Here is a 20,878-nt window from a genome sequence, read left to right on the forward strand (position 1 = left end):
TGCTGGGCTCATGGCGCCTTAGCTTGCGGCTTCGGGTAACGCGCGTCGAGGGCGAGATTCGCGGTCAGCACGTTTACACGCGAGCGACCGAGAAAGCCGAAGGTCGGCTCCTGCGTGTTCGCTGCGATGATCGCCGCAACCTGGTCCGGGGCGATGCCGCGGGTTTTGGCGATGCGAGCGACCTGGCGGGCCGCGTTCTCCGGCGAGATATGGGGATCCAGACCCGAAGCGGAAGCGGTAACCGCATCGGCCGGCAGGGAACCCTTCCCGTCGGCCTCCCGCAGCGCGTCGGCATCGGCCTTGATCCGCGCAGCGAGGTCCTCGTTCAAGGGCCCCAGATTCGAGCCCGAGGAGCCGGCGGCATCATAACCGTCCTTGCCGGCGGCGGAGGGGCGGGGACGCAGATAGGCGTCGCCCTTGAAGTTCTGGCCGATCAACTGCGAACCGACGATCTCGCCTTGCGTATTGCGTATCAGAGAACCGCCGGCCTGGGACGGGAAGGCCGCGCCGGCGATACCGGTGACGCCGAGCGGGTAGGCAAGGCCGAGGAGAAGGGTGAAGAACACCATCGAAACGATGGCGGGGCGAAGATGGGACAGCATGGGTTGCTCCTTGTCCGCGGCGTCAGGCGAGCTTCAGGGCTGCGACGATCATGTCGATCAGCTTGATGCCGACGAAGGGCGCGATCAGCCCGCCGATGCCATAGAGGGTGAGGTTGCGCGAGAGCAGCTTGGCGGCGCCGATGGCGCGATAGCGCACGCCGCGCAGGGCGAGCGGGATCAGCGCGACGATGACCAGCGCGTTGAAGATCACGGCAGAGAGGATGGCGCTGTGCGGGCTTGTGAGCCCCATGACGTTGAGGGCGCCCAAGGCCGGCAGCGCCGCCACGAACAGGGCCGGGATGATCGCGAAATACTTGGCGACGTCGTTGGCGATCGAGAAGGTGGTCAGTGCTCCGCGCGTGATCAGGAGCTGCTTGCCGACCTCGACGATCTCCAGGACCTTGGTCGGATCGCTGTCGAGATCGACCATGTTGCCGGCCTCGCGGGCCGCTTGCGCGCCGGTCTGCATGGCCACGCCGACATCGGCTTGCGCCAGCGCCGGAGCGTCATTGGCGCCGTCGCCGCACATTGCGACGAGACGGCCCTTGGCCTGCTCGGTGCGGATCATGCGCAGCTTGTCCTCCGGCGTCGCCTCGGCGAGAAAATCGTCGACGCCGGCTTCGGAAGCGATGGCCGCAGCGGTGACGGGATTGTCGCCGGTGATCATCACGGTGCGCACACCCATGCGGCGAAGATCGGCGAAGCGATCCTTGACGCCAGGCTTCACCACATCCTTGAGGTGGATGACGCCGACCAGCGCACCGTTCTCGCTGACCGCGAGCGGCGTGCCGCCCGAGCGGGCGATGCGGTCGACCGCGTGGCGCATCTCGGTCGGGACCTGGCCGTCGCGCAGATCGAGCATGGTCAGCACGGCATCGACTGCGCCCTTGCGCCAGGACTGCCCGTTATCGTCGAGGCCCGACTGACGCGTCGTCGCGCTGAACGCGATCGCGGTCGCATGGTCAGGAATGCTGGCGGTAATGCCTTGCTCCCGCGCCAGTTCGACGATCGAGCGGCCCTCGGGGGTCTCGTCGGCGAGAGAGGCCATGAGCGCGGCGCGCAGCGCATTGTCCGGGCGAACGCCCGGCGCCGGGATGACCTCGACCGCCATGCGGTTGCCGAAGGTGATCGTGCCGGTCTTGTCGAGCAGCAGCGTGTCGATGTCGCCCGCCGCTTCGACCGCGCGCCCGGAGGTCGCGAGCACGTTGACCTTGAGCAGCCGGTCCATGCCCGCGATGCCGACCGCACTGAGCAATCCGCCGATCGTGGTCGGGATCAGCGTGACGAAGAGCGCACCGAGCACCATGGGATCGAGCGCGATGCCGGAGAAGGCACCCAGGCCGGTCAGCGTGACGACTGCGACCAGGAAGACCAGCGTCAGGCCGGCGAGCAGCACGGCAAGAGCGAGCTCGTTGGGTGTCTTGCGTCGGTCGGCGCCTTCCACCATCGCGATCATGCGATCGAGGAAGGAGGAGCCCGGCTGCGACGTGACCCTCATCTTGATCCAGTCGGAGACCACCGTGGTGCCGCCGGTGACGGCCGAGCGGTCGCCGCCGCTCTCCCGGATCACCGGAGCGGACTCGCCGGTGATCGCGGCCTCGTTGACCGAGGCGACACCCTCGATAATCTCGCCATCGGCCGGGATCACGTCGCCGGCCTCGACCAGCACGAGATCGCCCGGAACGAGCTTGTGGGCCGGGGTCGGGATCATCGCATTCCGCTCAGGGTCGATGATCAGCTTGGCCTTGGTGGTGACGCGGGCGGCACGAAGCGAATCCGCCGCGGCCTTGCCACGCCCCTCGGCGATGCTCTCGGCAAAATTGGCGAAGAGCACGGTCAGCCAGAGCCAGGCCGCGATCTGGATCGGAAATCCGGCAGGTGCGCCGGCGGAAAGGGCAACCGCGGCGGAAACCGTCGCGAGCGCCGCGACGACCTCCGTGGCCAGGATCACCGGGTTTCCGGTGAGCTTGCGCGGGTCGAGCTTGACGAAGGCGCTCTTCAGCGCCGTCAGCACGACGCCTTGGTCGAAGCTGGAGGATTTGACGAAGGACATACTCATGGAAGCTTTCCCTTGTCGGCTCAACGAGCCGCCGCAAGCACCTGGAAGTGCTCGACGATTGGTCCGAGCGCGAGCGCCGGGAAGAATTGCAGGCCACCCAGGATCAGGATGATGCCGATCAGCAGGCCGACGAAGAGCGGGCTGTCAGAAGGCAGAGTGCCGGCGGTGGGCTGGAGTTTCGGCTTGGCTGCGATGGCGCCCGCGATGGCGAGCACCGGAATGGCATAGGCGAAGCGGCCAAGCAGCATCGCGATGCCGAGCGTGGTGTTCCACCAGGGCGCATTGGCGGTCAGGCCGGCATAGGCCGAGCCGTTGTTTCCCGTCGCCGAGGAGTAGGCGTAGAGGATTTCGGTCAGACCGCGCGGCCCCTTGTTGAGCAGTCCCTCGAGCGCGACCGGCAGCACCGCAGCGATCGCGGAGAAGCCGAGGATCGAGAGAGGCAGGATGAGCACCGCCAGCATCGCGAACTTGATCTCACGTGCCTCCACCTTCTTGCCGAGATATTCCGGTGTGCGCCCGACCATCAGGCCGGCGACGAAGACCGCGAGCAGCGCCATCACCACCATGCCGTAGAGGCCGGAACCGACGCCGCCGGGCAGAATCTCGCCGAGCTGCATCAGGAACATCGCAACGCCGCCTCCGAGCGGCATGTAGCTGCCATGCATGGAATTGACCGAGCCGTTCGAGGCACCGGTGGTCTGGGCGGCCCACATGGCCGACGTGGGGGCGCCGAAGCGGACTTCCTTGCCTTCCATGTTGGCGGAGGCATCGGGGATGCCGGCGGCGATCATCGCCGGCTGCGGCGTCAGCGTCTCGGACGCGTAGATGGCCGAGGCCGCGACGCCGACGAGGATCGCCATGACCGCGATCAGCGCGCGCGCCTCGCGGCGTGCGCCGGCGACACGGCCGAAGGCGATGACCGTGCCGAAGGCGAGCGCGTTCAGTGAAACCACCTCGATCAGGTTGGTCAGCGGCGTCGGATTCTCGAGCGGGTGCGCCGAGTTTACGTTGAAGATGCCGCCGCCATTGGTGCCCCATTGCTTGATGGCTTCCTGGCTCGCGGTCGGGAACAGCGAGATCACCTGCTTCGCGCCTTCGACAGTCGAAGCCTCGACATTGGCGAGCAGTGTCTGCGGCACACCGGCCGCAACCAGCGCGAGGGCCGTGACGATGGACAGCGGGAGCAGGACGTAGAGGACTGAACGGGTCAGATCGACCCAGAAATTGCCGAGGCCCTCGCCGCGATCCGCAGCGAAGGCGCGCGACAATGCAGCGGCGACCGCGAGGCCAGCGCCGGCCGAGACGAAGTTCTGCACGGTGAGCCCAGCCATCTGGCTGAGATTGCTCATCGTTGTCTCGCCGCCATAGGACTGCCAGTTCGTGTTGGTGACGAAGCTGACGGCGGTGTTGAAGGCCAGGTGCGGCGACAGCCCGTCAAAGCCTTGCGGATTGAGCGGGAGCACGCCCTGCAGGCGCAGCATCCCGTAGAGCAGCGCAAACCCGGCGGCGCTGAAGGCAATCAGCGCGCCAGTGTAAGCAAACCAGCTCTGCTGCCTATGGCGATCGACGCCAAAGGCCGCATAGGCCAGGGCTTCGACCGGTCTCAGCACTGGATCGAGCCAGGTTCGTTCGCCCGCCCAGACGCGAGCCATGAAGATTCCAAGTGGCCAACCCACGGCCACAGTCAGCGCGATCGTGAAAACGATCTCGGCCCAGCCCCGCCAGTCCATGCGAGGTCTCCTTTATGAAAGCTGTGTCAGAAGCGGTCGGGGCGCAGCAGCGCAGCGACCATGTAGACCGCGAGCCCAAGCGCCGCGGCCCCGTAAAGCCAGGTGAGCGCCATGGTCGTCAGACCTTGCGCAACTGCGCAGCATAGGCCGCGAAGAGCCCGAAGGCTCCGAGCCCGAGCGCAATGAAGACGATGTCGGCCATGGCCAATCTCCAGTCAGGTTAGACCGGAGATGTGGTGCCTGGGGCAGTAAGGGGTCGAGGGGAAAGGCAGGGGGGAGACATAAGGGTTCCATAAAGATCGCCTGCAGCAACGATCTTTTGCTGGTCACCGGCCTTGCGCCTTGCAGGGGCCCCGCGGAGCGATGGTCATGACCATCAGGAAATGCCGGGATCTAAAGGCCTACGGCCTGCTCGCGGGGCCACTGTCTCGCGAATACCGCGTTGCCGATCTGAGCATGATCGAGCGCGACAACCTCCTTCTCGAAACGGTGCGGATCTGGGTTGGCCCGGAACAGAAAGAGCGCCGCACGCTGCATCATCGCGGCAACCGTACCCCTGCTATCGACTGCAAGATCATCGACCTGCATGAGCGCATGGTTCTGTGAAGCAGTTCCAGGACTAAGCCCCACGCGCCGCGCCAGGGCGTGACGGCTCGAGGCAGTACTCACCAGTACCAGGGGCGTCCTCCATAGGGATAATAGCCCCAACCGGGCCCCCCTGCGTTTTCGAAGCGATAGAGGCGCGCCGCCGCGCGAGCCAGATCGACGTCGAGCAGGCATTTCGCAAAAGCGTCTGTGCCTGGCCGGAAGCCATAGGATCGGCAGCGGACCTCGTCGGCGCTACGCTGTTCTGCCGCTGTGATGGTCTGGCAGGCAGCGAGACCGCCGGAGATCAGCACCATGGCGAGTAACGTGGCTCTCTTCATGATGCGGATCCTGCGCAGGCGACAGCTTGTTAGATTTTGCCGCATTAATGGCCAAGATATGGCCAAATGGGCCGCCGATCCAATGCAAGCAGCCCATTTATCGCCGCAGAATCTCTCAATGCGCGGATTGGCCAGGTTCTGGAATCGCGTAGCCGTCAGAGGCATAGGCGCCGAGCTTATTGCGAAGCGTCCTGATCGATATGCAAAGCATGGCGGCCGCATGGGTGCGATTGCCGCCGGTTTCCTTCAGGGTGGCGAGGATCAGATCGCGCTCGACATCTGCGACAGGTCGTCCGACGAGATGTTCGGCACCGTTCTCAGGGTCGAAAGCCTGCATGTCATCTTCCCTTTTTGAGCCCCCAGCTCCAGCTCAGAAGACGATCCAAAAAGGGGAGAAAAGAGTTAACGGGAGGTAAATGCTAATCCTGAGTATGCGACCTTCCGCTACGGCAACTGGCGTGCACAGGTCGCCTATCCAACGAACCTCGTCAGGCCGGGCCGACCCGGCTGCGATGAGCTGGAGGCCTCATGTTCCGATAGCGAAAATTATCGCATCATTATGGGAATATTGAGCAATATGGCGGCGGCCTGGGCCGCCGCCAGAGCGTGTCAGCTCTTCAGCTTGGCGTTGCACTGGCTCCAGTAGCCGCCGCCCTTCTCGATCCATTTCAATGTGCCGTTGGCGTTGGCGGTCTTGTTGGCATTGTACTGATCGGCGCAGGTCTTCAGCCGGGCTTTGCCCGGCGACTCATCCGTGTATTTCTGCGCGACCGTCTTGGGGAACACTGCCGGCTTGGCCCGCGCAGGAGCGGCGGCAGGCTTGGCTCCGGGCGTTGCCGGTGCGGCAGCTGGAGCCGGAGCTACGGGAGCATCCTGGACAGCTGCGGCCGCGTCGCTCTCTGCGGCATCGTCATCACCGCACTGGGCCTTGCGGAAATCGTTCCACTTCTGGCCCTTCAGAGTATTCGCCTTCTTGGCGTCCTGATACTTCGTACTACATTCCTTCATCGTCAGTGCCTGGGACGGTGAGGAAAAGACGGTCGCGAGCACGAATGCCGACGCGGCTGCCAGGATCACTTGTCTAGCCATGGTCTGGTCTCCCAATGCCCGGCCACCGCCGGCTCGGAGATGGCACTCCATTTTCGCGGTTCAGGCAAGCGTCGAGGGCAAGATCGTGCGACCGCGCAGTCGCAGGCCGTTTGTCCGGCGCAAGGTCGAGACCGTATCCGCCGAACAACCCGCAGTGCGGTGCCACCTATCCGAGTTCCAGGGTGGTCACCCCGAACAACTCGGGCGCCAGAGGAAACGGTCTGCCGAGATACATTCGCGTCGTCTCGAAACCAGGCCGAAGGCCAGCACCGACCAACATGTCGATGAACCGCTGCCGCGCGGCTGGAACGTCGATATAGACGTCGCCCTCCACAGCAGAGCCCAGATGCTGAACGAGCGTCGCAGCCGTCGCGTGGTCGATTGCGGATAGCGCGCCGATTTTCCAGCCTGAACGGCACTTGCGCATCACCCCGTACCCGGTGACCGCGCCATCCGAGGTTGCGACGCACGCTCGATGCGGCGGCATGAGCCAGTGCCTCAGGAAGGTGTCCCGCGATTCCGGAAAAACCCTTCGGTCAAAGGCCATGACGTGGAGCAGAAGATCCGGGCTGACGTTGTTCACCATCCGGCTATCAACCGGGAGCCGCGAAAAGGCACCTCCGAAACGGATAGTTCGGTAGGCAGGCGCAAAGCCCTTTCGACGGTAATTCTCGAATTGTTCGTCAACTCCGTCGAGCCCGATCGTGCGCCCAGCAAGCCGCGCCATGCCGGCCTCCCAGACGGCCTTGCCGTGACCGCAGCCGCGCATGTCGTGGCGGCAGATATAGAGGCCGATGAAGCCGTAGCTCGTACCATAGGCAACCGCCGAGATGCCGGCGACCATCTCGCCGTCGACGAAGGCACCGATGAAGCCCTCAGGGTCGGTCGCGCGGAACGCCGCAGCGTCATTGAGGCCGGGATTCCAGCCCTCGTCCGCCGCCCAGTCCATGAGTTGCGCGACTTCAGGCATTTCGAGCTTGCGAATGAGATGCTCGCTCATTCAGCTATGGGCCTATCCCGTATGACGATTTGCATGGAGCCAGTTTAGCGCCATGCGCTCGATATTGCATAGGCAGCGGACCAGAGGCGTAGGCCGCGCCGGCACGCAGTCGGCTGCATGATCCCCTGTGCGACAGCTTGCCGTTCTTCAGGCCGGGGCGTGAGCCTGCAGATGGCGGGCGTAGCGGGTGAGCGGCAGGCAGATGACAAAATAGATCAATGCAACCAGGCCATAGACGGTGAGAGGCTCAAAGGTCGCATTCGAGATGGCGTTGGAGGTTCGCATCAACTCGTCGAAGCCGATGATCGAGGTCAGCGCCGTGCTTTTGACGAGTTGCACGAGGTAGCCGACCACAGGCGCTCGTGTGATCGCAAAGGCCTGAGGCAGGATCACGAGCCGCATCTGGTTGGGATAGTGCAGGCCAAGGCTTTTGGCGGCATCCCATTGGCCCTTTGGCAGGGCCTCGACCCCGCCGCGCCAGATCTCCGCGAGATAGGCGCTGGCGCAGAGGGTCAGGGCGACGACAGCAGCGGACCAGGGTTCGATGCGGAAACCGATCAGCGGAAGCCCGAAGAAGACCAGGAACAGCTGCATCAGCAGGGGCGTGCCCTGGAAGAGCCCGATATAGAGCTCGGCGACATGACGCAGCCAGTGACGGGATGAGACCCGTGCCAGCAGGATCGCCATTCCCACCACGCCACCGCCGATGAAGGCGACAATCGAGAGCAGGACCGTCCAGCGTGTCGCGAGCAGCAGGTTGCGCAGGATGTCCCAGAAGGTGAAGTCCATCAGGACGCCCCCCCGATCAGGAATTTCCGTCCGGTCAGGCCCAAGATGCGGCGCAACCCAATGCTCAGCGTCAGATAGACCATGGTGACGACGAAATAGGTCTCGAAGGCGCGGAAGCTGCGCGCCTGCAGCATGTCCGCCTCATAGGTCAGTTCGCGCACCGAGATCTGCGACACCGCCGCGGATTCCAGCATCATGATGATGACCTGGCTCTGCAGTGCCGGGAAAATCACCTTCAGCGCCTGCGGCAGGACAATCTTGACGAAGACCAGCGCGGGTCGCAGCCCAAGTGCGCGGCCGGCCTCCCTCTGACCAATGGGTACGGCATCCAGCCCCGCAGCGACGATCTCGGTGCCATAGGCCGAGAGGTTGATCGTCATCGCGAGGATCGCTGCGACTGCAGGATCAAGCCGCAGGCCAAGGCTGGGCAAGCCGAAGAAGATGAAGAAGAGCTGGACCAGAAACGGCGTGTTCCGGATCAGCTCGACATAGCTGCCGACCATGCCGCGCAGCCAGGGAGAGCGGCTGCGCACCGCCGCTGCCCCCAACACACTGCAGACCGTTCCAAGCACGGTCGTGACGGCGATCAACCCCACCGTCGCCATCGCGCCGCGCGCGATGGGTTCGGAGGCCTGGCTCAGCCAGTCGAAGTTGAGGCTGTAGGCCAAGCTTCAGAGATCCTTGGGATCAAGCGGCTTGCCGAGCCACTTGAGCGAGGCTTTGTTCAGCGTGCCATCGGCAAGCAGCCTGGCGACAATCTCGTTGAGTGCCTGCTTGAGACGCGGCTCGTCCTTGTTCAGCGCGATATGGTCCGGCGACGTCATCAGCTGGAATTTTTGCTCGGGCTTCAATGTCGTCTGGCGCGAGAGCACCTGGGCGCCGACATCGTTGCCGACGACCATCAGCTGCGCCTGGCCGGAAATGAAGGCCTGGATGACGGAGTTGTAGCTGTCGAAGCGCTTGATGTCGGCGGAGGGCGGCGCAGCCTCGGTGAGCGACGTGTCTTCCAGCGTGCCGCGGCTCACCGCGATCGACTTGCCCGCGAGGTCCGCCTTGCCTTCGACCTTTAAGGCCTGCGGGCCGATGACGGCGATGTAGTAGGGGGCGTAGGCGGCCGTGAAATCGATGACCTTCTCGCGCTCGGCGCTGTGGCCGACGCTGAGCAGGATGTCGACCCGACGCTCGGTCAGATACGGGATGCGGTTCTGGCCGGTTACGTTGACCAGGTTGAGCTTCACCTTCAGCGCGTTGGCTATGGTCTCGGCGATGTCGATGTCATAGCCCTTGAGGCTCATATCGGCGCTGGCCGATGAGAAGGGCGGAAAATCCGCGAAGACACCGACCTTCAGGGTGCCTGCCTTCGTGATGTCGTCGAGAGCGTCGGCACGAACCGGGGCCGTCGCAAGGCCGATGCCGGCCAGCAGGCTGAGTGCCAGCAGCGATGTCTTGATCGAGGAGGTCGTGGTCATATCGTTCATCCTTCCCTGAGAACGCTAGAGTGAGGCGGCAAGTCCGGTCGCGTTGCCGGACGGCATGGTGATGCAGGCATCGACCGGAAAGCCGATCGTCACGGCCTGACCTGGGCCAAGACCGTCGCCGACACGGTTGGCCTGCATCACGAGAATCTGCTCGCCGCCGGCCATCTCGACCAGGATCTGGCGGGTGGAGCCGAGCAGGGCGACATTGAGGATCCTGCCCTTCGCACTGTTGGCCATTCCAGCCGGATCAGCATCGGCGGCGGTGGACAGGATGATGTTCTCGGGGCGGACACAGATGTCGATTGCGTCCGATGGGCAGTCCGGCACGGTGAGCGACAGGCCCGATCGGCTCAGAGCCCGGGCGAGGCCGGTTTCGCGCCGCGTCACCTGGGCTTCGATCCAGTTGGTGCGCCCCATGAAGTCGGCGGCGAAGCGCGAGCCGGGGCGACCATAGACGTCCGACGGGGCGCCGACCTGGACGATACGGCCCGCCTGCATCAGGAAGACGCGTTCACCAAGGCTCATCGCCTCTTCCTGGTCATGGGTGACGACCATCGCCGTCGAATTGACGGCGGCCAGAACCTGCTTGAGTTCGGCGCGCAGATCCTGACGCAGCTTGGCGTCAAGCGCGGAAAGCGGTTCGTCGAGCAGGATGAGGCCTGGCCGCGTGGCCAGGGCGCGGGCGAGGGCGACGCGCTGCTGCTGGCCTCCGCTGAGTTGATGCGGCCGGCGGCTGCCGAACCCCTGCAACCTTACGAGCGCCAGCATCGCCTCGACACGATCGGGAATCTCGCGCCTGTCAGTGCCGCGGTGGCGCAGTCCGTAGGCAATGTTCTCCGCAACGGTCATGTGCGGGAACAGGGCATAGTGCTGGAACAGCAGCCCGACATTGCGCTCATAGGGCTTGAGTGCAGTGACGTCGCGGCCTCCGATGCTGACCGTGCCGTGGTCGGGCCGTTCGAAGCCGGCAATGACCCGCAGGATGCTGGTCTTGCCGCAGCCGCTCGGCCCGAGCAGAGCAACGGTTTCGCCGGCGGCGATCGAGAAGGAAACGTCATCGACGGCTGTAACGGCACCGAAGCGACGGCTGACTCTGTGAAATTCGACGGCGTTGCTCACGGCGTGACCCCTATGAACGAAACAGCCCCTGGCCCAACAGGCGGTCGAAACCGACGAAGCGCTCCAGAACGATGATGAGGACGGCGCTGACCGCCATCAGGAGAACGGCAGCGGCTGCGATCGTGAGATCGAAGGACGCGCGCATGTTGCTGACGAGGGCGACCGGCAAGGTGTAGGTCGACGGGTCCGTCAGGAACATGCTGACTGCAACGTCGTCCAACGATACGGCGAAGGCGAAGACTGCGCCTGTGATCATGCCGCTCCGGATCAGGGGCAGCGTGATGTTCCAGAAGGCCTGGCGTTCCGTCGCGCCAAGGACCAGTGCCGCTTCTGTCAGGCGCCTGTCCCGACCGGTCAGGCTGGCGAGCACGGTGCGCACGACATAGGGCAGGGTGATCACGATATGGCCGCAGAGCAGTCTGGTGAAGCCGTCGACGATGCCGATGCGCGACAGAAACAGCAGCAACGCAAAGCCGATCACCACCGCCGGCACGATGAGCGGCGAAAGGAACGCGGCCATCAGCAGCGAGCGACCGGGAAAATTACTGCGATCGAGCGCGACCGCGGCGGCCGTGCCGACCAGCACATCGACGGCGGTCGTGAGGACGGCGATCTTGAGGCTGGTCGCCAGGCCGGTGGTGACGTAGTCGAGCGAAACCAGCTTCTCGAACCAGCGCATGGACAGCGCCGGCGGCGGTAACGGGCCAAGAAAGCTGCGGGCGTCGAAGGCGAGCAGGCAGGTGACCAGAAGCGGCGTCACCAGGAAGGCGAGCACCAGAACCAGCATGGCAATCATCGCGCCACCCAGGAGCCGGTCGCCAAGGCGCTTTGCGCTACCGGTCATGAGCGCGAGCCCCTATGACGCTGCACCAGCGAAACCAGAGACAGCACGAGCAGCGAGATGGCGAGCATCACGATCGAGACCGCGGCGCCGCTGGGATAGTTCGCGACGTCGCTGAAGCGTGTGTAGATCGTATTCGAAAGGAACAGAACGCGCCCCTTGCCGAGCACCATCGGAATGACGAAGGCGCTGATCGAAAAGGTCATGGCGATCAGGAATGCCGAGACCAGCCCGGGCAGGGCCAGCGGAACCGTGATGCCGAGATGGGCCTTCCAGGCCGGGGCGCCCAGCGACTGGGCCGCATCGCAGAAGCGAGGATCGATATTCTGGATCGTTCCCAGAAGGGTCAGCGTGCACATCGGCACGATCGCATGCAGCAAGCCGGCTGCGACCAGGGTCTCTGTGTACCAGCGACTTGTCGGAGAAATCCCGAGCGCCAGAAGCAATGGACGAGCAACCCCGACCGAGCCGAAGGCCAGTTCGAGCGCGTAGGTGCGCACCAGCATGCTGAGCAGTATCAGCATCACCAGAAGGCCGATGCAGGCGGCGCGCTGGCGCGGCGAAAACCGCCGCACGATGCAATAGGCCAGTGGAAACGCCGCCAGCAGTCCAGCAAGGGATGCCGCTGTGCTCAACTTGAAGGTTTCGTAGAGCACGCCCGCGAAGGAGGGCGTCGCGAGCTCGCGATAATTCTCCAACGTCAGAGGGGCATTGGCGGCCGAGCCGACCCGGCCCGGCACATATTGCTTGAGGCTTTCCAGCACGAGCCCGAACAGGGGCAGGGCAAAGATGGCGAACAGCAGCAGCAAGCCTGGCGCGAGCAGGAAGAATGTCGCGCGGGGCGGCGCAGGGATCGCGACCGGCGCGTCTTGGACTGGGATGGCGGTCATGGCACTCACAGCAGTGGCGCGATGTCGGACTCCCAGCGTTTGGCCCAGGCATCCTGCTGGCCCAGCACGACCTTGTAGTCCGGCACATGCACGAAACTCTCGAACTCCTTTGGCGTGAAGGAGAGGTGAGCCAGCTCTGGCGGTATGGCAGCCTTGCTGTTCAATGGCGCTTCGCCAGCCACCTTCGCGTAGAGCGTGCTCATTTCGGGGCTGATCGCAAAGTTGATGAAATCGCAGGTCGCCTTGCGGTTCGGCCGGTTCTTCATGACGGCAAAGCCGCTTTGGTAGAGGAAGGTCGCCATGCCTGCCTGTTTGGTCAGGCGGGTGATCTTGAAATTCTTGGCGACCGCAGCCCAGCTCGGCTCGGCAAAGAAGCCGACGGAGGTCTCGCCGGACGTGAATGAGTTGGTGAAATCGACGTCGGTCACGGCAATTCGGCCGATATTGCCGGACTTCGCCAGGTCCTTCATCAGCTTCCAGCCCGGCTCCATATTGGATTCGTTGCCGCCGCCCTGCAGCGCCAGCGCGACGATCTGCAGCATCATGCTCTGGGTCGGCCCGGGCCAGCAGATCGCACCTTTGAGGCGCTTGTCGAAGAGGTCGTCGATCTTGCTGATGGCGAAGGGGGCGGTGTCGGTCCGGTAGCCGAAATACATGCCCCCGATCGCGCGGGGCACTGCTTTCACATTGCCCTTGGCATCCCGCATCATGATCTTTTCCGGGATATCGGCCAGATTGGGGATATCGGCCGCCGTGATGGTCTCGACCCAATCCTCGGCGATCATGCTGTTGAAGGAACCCTCCCAGCCGGCGATGTAGTCATAGTCGACCTTGGGCCAGGCCGCTTTGATCTTGGGCAGGATCGCTCCGGCTCCGCCCTGGTGCAGGACCCAGTTGAATTGCGCAGCAGTTTGCTTGGTGGCGACCTGCTTCATCGCCTCCACGACGTCGCCGCCCCACTCGACAGCGGTGAGGCCGCTCGCGGTCTGAGCCCTGGCCACATGCGGCCAGGCGAGCCCTGCGGCGCCGGTCGCGCCCATCAGGGACAGAAGATGTCGGCGTGTCATCGTCATGGTGTCAGGTCCTTCGCGCCAGAGGGTCGAGGGGCCACAGGCTGTGCCGATCGTGCGGGACGATCAGGCTCCCGAGCCGTTCAGAGACACGATTGCACTCACAAGCAGGGCGCGGCGGTAGGGCGAAAATGCTTGTCCGGCTATAAGCGGGCGTGAATGCCGGGACCGGTTCAGGGGCGGCGCAGGTCGCTCTGCTGCGCGATGAAATCCGAGAGGTAACGCGCTTCGCCCGGCGCGCCGGTCCGGGAATAAAGCCCGATGCTGACCTCCACCGGTTCAGGCAGTCCGGCGGCATGGTCGAGCACCCGGCAATCCTCCGGGATCGTCGCCGCGATCATCGGGCCGATGCCGATGCCGACGCGCACGGCAGTCGCCATGGCAACCAGCGTCGAGGCTTCGCAAACGATCTTCCACTGCAGGTCATGACCCGACAAAGCGGTGAGCGCCGGCGTGCGCCAGGGGCAGGATTCCTCGAACATGATGATCGGCAATGGCGAACTCGTAGAGATCACCATGTCCGAGCGCACAACCCAGAGCAGCCGGTCGGACCAGACCAGGGTTGGCTTGCGGTTGAGCCGTGTCGTGTCGCAGACCACGATGTCGAGCTTCTCGTTCTCGAACATCGCGGCAAGGCGCTTGTTCGGCTCGACGATGATATCGATGTCGACCTTGGGGTTCTGGTCTCGAAAGGACTTCAGGATTTCGATGAGACGCGTCGCGGCGAAATCCTCGACGACGCCGAGCCGAACCCGCCCTTCGATCATCTTGCCGTTGAGGCGTTTTCCGATCTCGCTGTTGAGTCTCAGGATTTCGCGGGCATAGGGCGTGAGCAGAACGCCGTTATTGGTCAACTCAAGGCCCTTCGAAGAACGCTCGAACAGGTCGCTCCCGAGCAGTTCCTCGAGCTTGCGAATCTGCATGCTGACCGCCGCCTGTGTGCGGTTCAGCGACAAGGCGGCGCCATTGACCGTTCCGACTTCAGCAACGGTCAGGAAGGCGCGCAGCAGATAGGGGTCGAGTTCCAGCATGCGGCCCGCACCATATCATCGAAGATGGTTCTACGCAGCCATACCGGCAGGTTTGCAGCCACCCGCCCGAGCGTCGTCAGACCGCCGCCGGGAGGAGGCAAAAGAGGGGCCTGTTCAGTTTCGTTTATAGGGCCGCGTGCGTTTTCGCCGTTCCGGCCGCACGGCTCTGGTGCCAGCCTTCCGGGCTTCCGCATCATTCCCCGCAGGTTGCCATGCCCTTCGACAATGCCGCCCTTGACCGCTTGCGCCAGCGCTACGCTTCGGCCGGCGGTGGCGAGATGCACGATCCACATTTCAAGGCCGTCGCGGACACCATCTTTCAGGGTTCGGACCGGCGCAAATGGCCGTTCGCCGATCCCGCGACCTTCCTCGACGCTCCCTTTCTCGCGGACGGGCTCTCGGCCGAAAAACTCGCCGGGCTCGACGTCGCATTAATCGGCGTGCCGATGGATCTGGGCGTGACCAACCGTGCCGGCGCCCGGCTTGGGCCCCGCGCTGTCCGCGCCGTCGAGCGCATCGGACCATACGAGCATGTCCTGCGCGTCGCCCCGCTCGGCCCATTACGTGTCGCCGATGTCGGAGATATCGCGCTCAGCAGTCGCTACAGCCTGGCTGATTGCCATGCAGATATCGAAGCCTGCTACCGCATGATCGGCGAAACAGCGACGATTCCGCTCTCGGTTGGAGGCGACCATTCGATCACCGGCTCAATTCTGAAGGGGCTGGGCGCCAGGCGCCCGGTCGGCATGATCCATATCGACGCGCATTGCGATACCGCCGGGCCCTACGAAGGCTCGAAATTCCATCACGGTGGCCCGTTCCGGGAGGCGGTCCTGGCCGGCGTGCTCGATCCCACGCGGACGGTCCAGATCGGCATTCGGGGTGGCGGTGAATATCTCTGGGAGTTCTCCTTCGATTCCGGAATGACCGTGATCCATGCCGAAGAGGTTGGCGCCATGGGGCTTGCCGCGGTGATCGAGAAGGCGAAGGCCGTGGTCGGTTCCGGACCAGTCTATGTCTCCTTCGACGTCGATAGCATCGACCCGGGCTTCGCCCCTGGTACCGGCACTCCCGAGGTCGGAGGGCTCTTGCCGCGCGAAGTGCTGGAGATCCTGCGTGGGGTCGCAGGCGTCGACATCATCGGCGGCGATGTCGTCGAGGTTGCTCCACAATACGACCCGACGACCAATACCGCGCAAGTGGCGGCGCAGATCCTGTTCCAGTTGCTCTGCCTCGTGGCCTTCAAGAAGTGACCCTGCCCTAGGCTGATCGCAGCGCAGATCAATTCTCTGGCTGTCGCCTTCCGCCTTTCAGCGATCCCGGGCCCCTGGTTCAGCGTGCCTGATCTGTACAGGACCGGTGTCCGGGCGCCCGGTGGGGAGGCGGTGGTTTCACGGGCGACTGGTGTCTCCTACACGGAAAAGGGCGGCGGCGATTGCCGCTGTACCCTGCTGGCTGCCGACACCAGCAACTGGACGATCATGAAGGGCTGTCGGGTCGGTGGTAGCGCCCGCAACGCCTGGACGTTCAGCGACGATTGAGACAGGTCGAGCAATATTGCATTTATGGTCGTTAATATGCATTATGAGGCATGATTCCAAACCCATCCTCGACTTCCAGGACAAGCCGCCTTGCCGGCCGTGACTATGTGGTTGCGGACTTGCAGGCGACGCTCGGGACCGACCTCCTTCGCCTGCCGCATGTCCTGCGCATTCTCGCCGAAAACGTCATTCGGCAGCCTATGGGAGCTGACGAGCGCAAAGCGGCGTTGCAGGGCTTTCGCGGCTGGCTCGCGAGCGGGCGTTCGGATGTCGAGATCGCCTTTTTGCCAGGTCGTGTCCTCATGCATGACACGACCTGCACTCCCGCGCTGGTCGATGTCGCAGCCATGCGCGACGCGATCGCCGAAACCGGCGGTGATCCCAGGCAGCTCAGCCCGATCCTTCCGGTCGACGTCTCGGTCGACCATTCGCTGGGCGTCGATCTCTCCGCGTCGCCGGACGCGATGCGCGTCAATCTCGAACGGGAATACAAGCGAAACGGCGAGCGCTACCGCTTTCTCAAATGGTCGACGCTGGCCCTTGACGGCGTCCGGGTGCACCCGCCCGGCACCGGCATCATGCACACGATCAATCTGGAGCAACTCGCGACAGTCGTCGCGCCCCACACCGTCGACGGCCGGCTTTGGGCGGCTCCCGACACGCTGATCGGCACCGACAGCCACACCCCGATGATTAATGGCATCGGTGTGCTCGGCTGGGGCGTTGGCGGGCTCGAGGCCGAGAGCGTGATGTTCGGCATGCCGGTGATGATGCGCATTCCCGAGGTGATCGGCGTGCGCCTGATCAACCGCCTGCGTGAAGGCGTCAGCGCGACGGATCTCGCGCTGACGGTGACGCAACGGCTGCGTGCCCAGGGCGTTGCCGGCGCATTCGTCGAGTTCTTTGGGCCAGGGGCTGCGACACTGTCGGGCGGTGAGCGCGCTGTCATCGCCAATATGGCGCCGGAGTTCGGCGCCTCGACCGGATATTTTCCGATCGATGACGCGACGCTGGCCTATCTCGCTCAAACGGGTCGCAAGCCGGAGCATATCGCGTTCGTCTCTGATTACGCTCGGTCTCAAGCCCTCTGGTTCGACCCGCAGGCGCAGCCACGCTTTACCGAGATCGTCGAGATCGATCTGGCGGCGGTCTCGATCAGCCTCGCCGGCCCGCGCCGACCGCAGGATCTGGTCGCGCCGGATGAGGTGGTTCCCGCGCTCGAGTCGATGCCGCAGGCGCAGGCGCCCGGGATCGGATTGCCACGCTTTCCCGTCGCGATTGCCGCGATCACAAGCTGCACCAATACGTCCGATCCGCGGCTGCTGGTGGCCGCAGGCCTGGTGGCACGCAAGGCACGCCAGCTCGGCCTCAAGCCCCCCGCCTGGGTCAAGACATCACTCGCACCTGGTTCACCCGCGGCCGAGCGCTATCTTCGGCGTGCCGGCCTGCTCGAGGAACTCGAGGCGCTCGGCTTCGGAATCGTTGGTTATGGCTGCACCACCTGCATCGGAAATTCCGGCCCACTTCATCCTGTAATGGATGAAGCCGCCCGCGCGGGCACGGTCCTTCCTGTCGCGGTCCTGTCCGGCAACCGCAACTTTCCCGGCCGCGTCCATGGCCAGATCGATGCCGGCTTCCTGGCCTCTCCGGCGCTGGTCGTCGCCTATGCCCTCGCGGGTGATGCCGATCGCGACATCACCAAGGGCACTCTCGCAACCACGGCCGCAGGAACCTCTGTCGACCTGGCGATGCTCTGGCCGAGCGGAGCCGAGATCGATGCCGCGCTTGTGCAAGCGCTTGAGCCCGTCGACTTCGCGCAGGCGTTCGCACAGGCCTCTGCGAGCAGGAACTGGACGGAGCTCGATGCGCCGGCGAGCCCAGGGTTCCCCTGGGATCCGACATCGACCTATCTGCGTCCGCCGCCCTTTGCCCGAGCAGATCACCCGGCCCGGCTCGGCCATTACAGCGCCCACCCACTGATCGTGCTCGGTGACGACATCACGACGGATCACATTTCCCCAGCAGGCCAGATCCCGTCCGAGAGCGAGGCCGCGCAATGGCTGATCGCACAGGGCCAGGATGCCCGAGACCTCAACGTCTATGCCTCGCGGCGAGGCAACTGGGAGGTCATGCTGCGCGGCCTCTTCACCAATCGCACGGTCGTCAACCGTCTCGCGCCAGGCATCGCACCCGGCTCGACCGTCCATGTTCCGAGCGGCGAGACCCTGCCGCTCTGGCGAGTGGCCGAGCGCTATCGCCAGTCGGGGGAGGCGACGGTCGTCGTCGCGGGTGAGCGATACGGCACCGGTTCGTCGCGCGACTGGGCGGCCAAGGTTCTCGGCCTGCTCGGTGTCGCAGCGGTTCTGGCTGAGAGTTTCGAGCGCATCCACCGGTCCAACCTGATCGGGATGGGCATTCTGCCGCTGTCGCTCTCGGCCGGGGAGGGCGTCGAAGCGCTGGCGCTTGCGCCAGGCGACATGATCGAGATCGAAGCCCTGCCGCACGCCATCCTTCCGCGCTGCGAGGTGCCGGCAAGGCTTCATCGCAAGACCGGGCGTAACCAACCGCTTTTCCTGCGCGCCGCAGTCGAGACCGCGCTCGAATGCGCGACGCTGCGCGCCGGCGGCATCATTCCATTGATCCTCGGGCGCCACCTGACGGCACCCGCCACGTCCTTCACCGTCAGCGGCGAAGAGTTGCCCGGCCAAGCGCGGGCGTAACCGGCGCAATCGCGCCCAATCCAACACGATCGGGGAGGATCGAGATGACCATCGGCAGAATTTTCGCAGCGGGCCTGCTTGCCGCGATGGCGATGACGCCAGAACTGGCGACGGCCCAGACGCCGCCGCAGGAACTCAAGATCATTGCTCCCGCGGGGCCAGGCGGTGGTTGGGACGGCGCCGCCCGCTCGATCCAGCAGGTGTTGACCGAGACGAAGGCCGTTCGCGGCGTACAGGTCACGAATGTCACCGGTGCCGGCGGCACGATCGGGCTTGCCCAGTTCATCAACGGAGCCAAGGGTGATTCGAGCCAGCTCCTGGTCAACGGGATCACCATGGTCGGGGCGATCCTGACCAACAAGTCGCCGGTCACGCTGGACCAGGTGACGCCGCTTGCGCGTCTCACCGGCGATCCGCTGGTCATCGTCGTTCCCGAGACGTCGCCGCACAAGACGATGAAGGACTTCCTCGCCGCGATCACGGCCGACGTCGCTCGGGTGACCTGGGCCGGCGGATCGGCGGGAGGCGCCGATCATATTCTTGCAGCGCTCGTGACGAAGGTGGCCGGCGCTGATGCCGGCAAGGTGAACTATGTCGCATTCTCCGGTGGCGGGGAGGCGCTCGCGGCCATGCTCGGAGGCCGTGTCACGGCCGGCGTTTCCGGCTATGGCGAATTCGAGGGCCAGATCAAGGCCGGCAAGCTGCGCGCGCTGGCCATTTCCTCGGGCAAGCGGCTGGATAGCGTCGATGTACCGACGCTGAAGGAGCTCGGCTACGATGTCGAGGTGGTCAACTGGCGGGCGGTCATGGCCGCGCCGGGCATCAGCGCCGAACAGAAGGCTCAGTTGACCAAGCTCTTCGATACGATGGTTGCGAGCGGCGAGTGGAAAGCGCTGCTGAAGGCGCGCGGCTGGGACGATTACTATCTTGCCGGGGAGCCCTTCGCAGCCTTCCTCAGGGAAGAGCAGGTTCGGGTCGGCGACATCCTGCGCACGATCGGGCTGGTGAAATAGGCACCTTGCCTGCGAGCCATGTCATCACCTAGAGCCACAGTCGGGCGCGCTGGCGCCGGCAGGGCTGGGACGATGGCAGGCAGTGGGAGACGAGACCTGGCGACCCCGCTCGCTGCTCGGATTCTCGATCAGATCCGAGAGGGGCATCTGGGCACCGGGACACATTTGCGCTCACAGGATATCGCGACGCGTTTCGGCGTGTCGCGCTTTCCCGTCGGTCAGGCCTTGCAGCTGCTTGCCGAGAAGGGCGTCCTGAGCCACGAGCACAATCGCGGCTATTTCGTCGCCGAGGGAACGCCTCCCTCCGGCGAAGCCCTTGGCCTTGCCGAACCCGACAGTGTGACGAAGGCCTATTTCCGCATCGCCGACGACCATCTGTGCGGCCGGTTGTCCGAGCAGGTCACCGAGTCCGATCTCAGGGACAGCTACGAGCTGACCCGCGCCGAACTCAATGCTGTCCTGACGCGGATCAGCCAGGAGGGCTGGGCCGAGCGCCGCCCGGGCTATGGCTGGAGCTTCACGCCGGTTCTCACCACCCCGGAGAGCCTCGAGCAGACCTACCGTCTGCGGCTGGCGCTGGAGCCTGCAGCATTGCTCGAACCCGGCTATCATCTTGCGCCCGAGAGCATCGCGGCTTGCAGGGCTGCCGAGCGCAGGCTCCTCGACGGGGCGATCGAGACAGACAGCGCGGACGCACTCCACGAACGCGGTGTCCGCTTCCACGAGACGATCGTCGCCGGCTCCGGAAATCCGTTCTTCCTCGAGACGATCCGGCGGATCAACCGCATCCGCCGGCTGCTCTCCTATCGTTCGATGCTCGACCGCAAACGCTATCGGAAGCAATGCGAGGAGCATCTCGCCATTCTCGACAGCCTGGCCGCGGGCCGCCAGGAGGAGGCGGCCGAGAGGCTGCGGCAGCATCTCGGCCATACCATCGAGAACCTATCCAGCATCCGGCCGCTCCTCGCCCCCTAGCAGGC

Annotated in this window: 21 protein-coding genes and 1 pseudogene; 6 read left to right on the forward strand and 16 right to left on the reverse strand. The window is 64.7% G+C overall.

Features of this window, described 5'->3' with window-relative positions; all coding sequences use genetic code 11:
* Nucleotides 1–8 precede the first annotated feature (8 nt).
* The 4 genes from kdpC to kdpF are packed head-to-tail and all read right to left on the reverse strand — an operon-like array spanning nt 9 to nt 4,504.
* Nucleotides 9–602, reverse strand: a complete 594-nt coding sequence (gene kdpC / locus BIWAKO_RS24190; RefSeq protein ID WP_069880825.1) for a potassium-transporting ATPase subunit KdpC — start codon at nt 600–602, stop codon at nt 9–11.
* Nucleotides 603–624: 22 nt separating this feature from the next.
* Nucleotides 625–2,661 (reverse strand): potassium-transporting ATPase subunit KdpB, encoded by a 2,037-nt coding sequence (gene kdpB, locus BIWAKO_RS24195; RefSeq protein WP_069880826.1) that lies wholly within the window; start codon nt 2,659–2,661, stop codon nt 625–627.
* Between the two features lie 20 nt (nt 2,662–2,681).
* Nucleotides 2,682–4,391, reverse strand: a complete 1,710-nt coding sequence (gene kdpA, locus BIWAKO_RS24200) for a potassium-transporting ATPase subunit KdpA (protein ID WP_069880827.1) — start codon at nt 4,389–4,391, stop codon at nt 2,682–2,684.
* Nucleotides 4,392–4,417: 26 nt separating this feature from the next.
* A complete protein-coding gene (gene kdpF, locus BIWAKO_RS37415) occupies nt 4,418–4,504 on the reverse strand; it encodes a K(+)-transporting ATPase subunit F (protein WP_069880828.1) in 87 nt (28 codons plus the stop codon).
* A gap of 250 nt (nt 4,505–4,754) precedes the next feature.
* Between kdpF and BIWAKO_RS24210 the strand changes: the two genes are divergently transcribed.
* Nucleotides 4,755–4,997, forward strand: a complete 243-nt coding sequence (locus tag BIWAKO_RS24210) for a hypothetical protein (protein ID WP_069880829.1) — start codon at nt 4,755–4,757, stop codon at nt 4,995–4,997.
* Nucleotides 4,998–5,056: 59 nt separating this feature from the next.
* On the opposite strand, the gene BIWAKO_RS24215 is transcribed toward BIWAKO_RS24210, so the two are convergent.
* The 12 genes and pseudogenes from BIWAKO_RS24215 to BIWAKO_RS24270 form a co-directional block, all read right to left on the reverse strand.
* Nucleotides 5,057–5,317, reverse strand: a complete 261-nt coding sequence (locus tag BIWAKO_RS24215) for a hypothetical protein (protein WP_069880830.1) — start codon at nt 5,315–5,317, stop codon at nt 5,057–5,059.
* Nucleotides 5,318–5,432: 115 nt separating this feature from the next.
* Nucleotides 5,433–5,621: pseudogene (locus tag BIWAKO_RS24220) on the reverse strand (helix-turn-helix domain-containing protein); the annotation flags it as partial.
* Between the two features lie 305 nt (nt 5,622–5,926).
* Complete coding sequence (locus BIWAKO_RS24225) at nt 5,927–6,406, reverse strand: hypothetical protein (RefSeq protein ID WP_069880832.1); 480 nt, start codon at nt 6,404–6,406, stop codon at nt 5,927–5,929.
* Nucleotides 6,407–6,572: 166 nt separating this feature from the next.
* Nucleotides 6,573–7,406: a GNAT family N-acetyltransferase gene (locus tag BIWAKO_RS24230; RefSeq protein ID WP_069880833.1), complete on the reverse strand. Its 834-nt coding sequence runs from the start codon at nt 7,404–7,406 to the stop codon at nt 6,573–6,575.
* 147 nt (nt 7,407–7,553) lie between these two features.
* Nucleotides 7,554–8,198: an amino acid ABC transporter permease gene (locus tag BIWAKO_RS24235; protein ID WP_069880834.1), complete on the reverse strand. Its 645-nt coding sequence runs from the start codon at nt 8,196–8,198 to the stop codon at nt 7,554–7,556.
* Complete coding sequence (locus BIWAKO_RS24240) at nt 8,195–8,863, reverse strand: amino acid ABC transporter permease (RefSeq protein WP_069880835.1); 669 nt, start codon at nt 8,861–8,863, stop codon at nt 8,195–8,197. The genes BIWAKO_RS24235 and BIWAKO_RS24240 overlap by 4 nt, the downstream gene beginning before the upstream one ends.
* Nucleotides 8,864–8,866: 3 nt before the next feature.
* Nucleotides 8,867–9,664: a transporter substrate-binding domain-containing protein gene (locus BIWAKO_RS24245; RefSeq protein ID WP_069882740.1), complete on the reverse strand. Its 798-nt coding sequence runs from the start codon at nt 9,662–9,664 to the stop codon at nt 8,867–8,869.
* Between the two features lie 24 nt (nt 9,665–9,688).
* Nucleotides 9,689–10,792 (reverse strand): ABC transporter ATP-binding protein, encoded by a 1,104-nt coding sequence (locus BIWAKO_RS24250; protein ID WP_069880836.1) that lies wholly within the window; start codon nt 10,790–10,792, stop codon nt 9,689–9,691.
* Between the two features lie 10 nt (nt 10,793–10,802).
* Nucleotides 10,803–11,636 carry an ABC transporter permease gene (locus BIWAKO_RS24255; RefSeq protein ID WP_069880837.1) on the reverse strand — a complete coding sequence of 278 codons (834 nt, stop codon included), beginning with the start codon at nt 11,634–11,636 and terminating at the stop codon, nt 10,803–10,805.
* The gene (locus tag BIWAKO_RS24260) at nt 11,633–12,523 is read right to left on the reverse strand and encodes an ABC transporter permease (RefSeq protein WP_069880838.1); all 891 of its coding nucleotides are present in this window, start codon (nt 12,521–12,523) and stop codon (nt 11,633–11,635) included. The genes BIWAKO_RS24255 and BIWAKO_RS24260 overlap by 4 nt, the downstream gene beginning before the upstream one ends.
* Nucleotides 12,524–12,528: 5 nt before the next feature.
* A complete protein-coding gene (locus BIWAKO_RS24265; protein WP_084651759.1) occupies nt 12,529–13,596 on the reverse strand; it encodes an ABC transporter substrate-binding protein in 1,068 nt (355 codons plus the stop codon).
* Nucleotides 13,597–13,766: 170 nt separating this feature from the next.
* A complete protein-coding gene (locus BIWAKO_RS24270; RefSeq protein ID WP_069880840.1) occupies nt 13,767–14,624 on the reverse strand; it encodes a LysR substrate-binding domain-containing protein in 858 nt (285 codons plus the stop codon).
* Between the two features lie 212 nt (nt 14,625–14,836).
* Between BIWAKO_RS24270 and BIWAKO_RS24275 the strand changes: the two genes are divergently transcribed.
* The 5 genes from BIWAKO_RS24275 (at nt 14,837) to BIWAKO_RS24290 (ending at nt 20,873) form a co-directional block, all read left to right on the forward strand.
* A complete protein-coding gene (locus BIWAKO_RS24275; protein ID WP_069880841.1) occupies nt 14,837–15,877 on the forward strand; it encodes an agmatinase in 1,041 nt (346 codons plus the stop codon).
* A gap of 84 nt (nt 15,878–15,961) precedes the next feature.
* A complete protein-coding gene (locus tag BIWAKO_RS35530) occupies nt 15,962–16,165 on the forward strand; it encodes a hypothetical protein (RefSeq protein ID WP_141740212.1) in 204 nt (67 codons plus the stop codon).
* Between the two features lie 50 nt (nt 16,166–16,215).
* Complete coding sequence (gene acnA, locus BIWAKO_RS24280; RefSeq protein WP_069880842.1) at nt 16,216–18,885, forward strand: aconitate hydratase AcnA; 2,670 nt, start codon at nt 16,216–16,218, stop codon at nt 18,883–18,885.
* Nucleotides 18,886–18,929: 44 nt separating this feature from the next.
* Entirely contained in the window at nt 18,930–19,898 is a 969-nt protein-coding gene (locus tag BIWAKO_RS24285) for a Bug family tripartite tricarboxylate transporter substrate binding protein (RefSeq protein WP_069880843.1), read from the forward strand.
* A 72-nt stretch (nt 19,899–19,970) separates the two neighbouring features.
* Nucleotides 19,971–20,873: a GntR family transcriptional regulator gene (locus BIWAKO_RS24290; RefSeq protein ID WP_069880844.1), complete on the forward strand. Its 903-nt coding sequence runs from the start codon at nt 19,971–19,973 to the stop codon at nt 20,871–20,873.
* Nucleotides 20,874–20,878: the final 5 nt, after the last annotated feature.

Origin of the sequence: Bosea sp. BIWAKO-01, assembly GCF_001748145.1 — a bacterium.
In the GTDB taxonomy this organism is placed as follows: Bacteria; Pseudomonadota; Alphaproteobacteria; order Rhizobiales; family Beijerinckiaceae; genus Allobosea.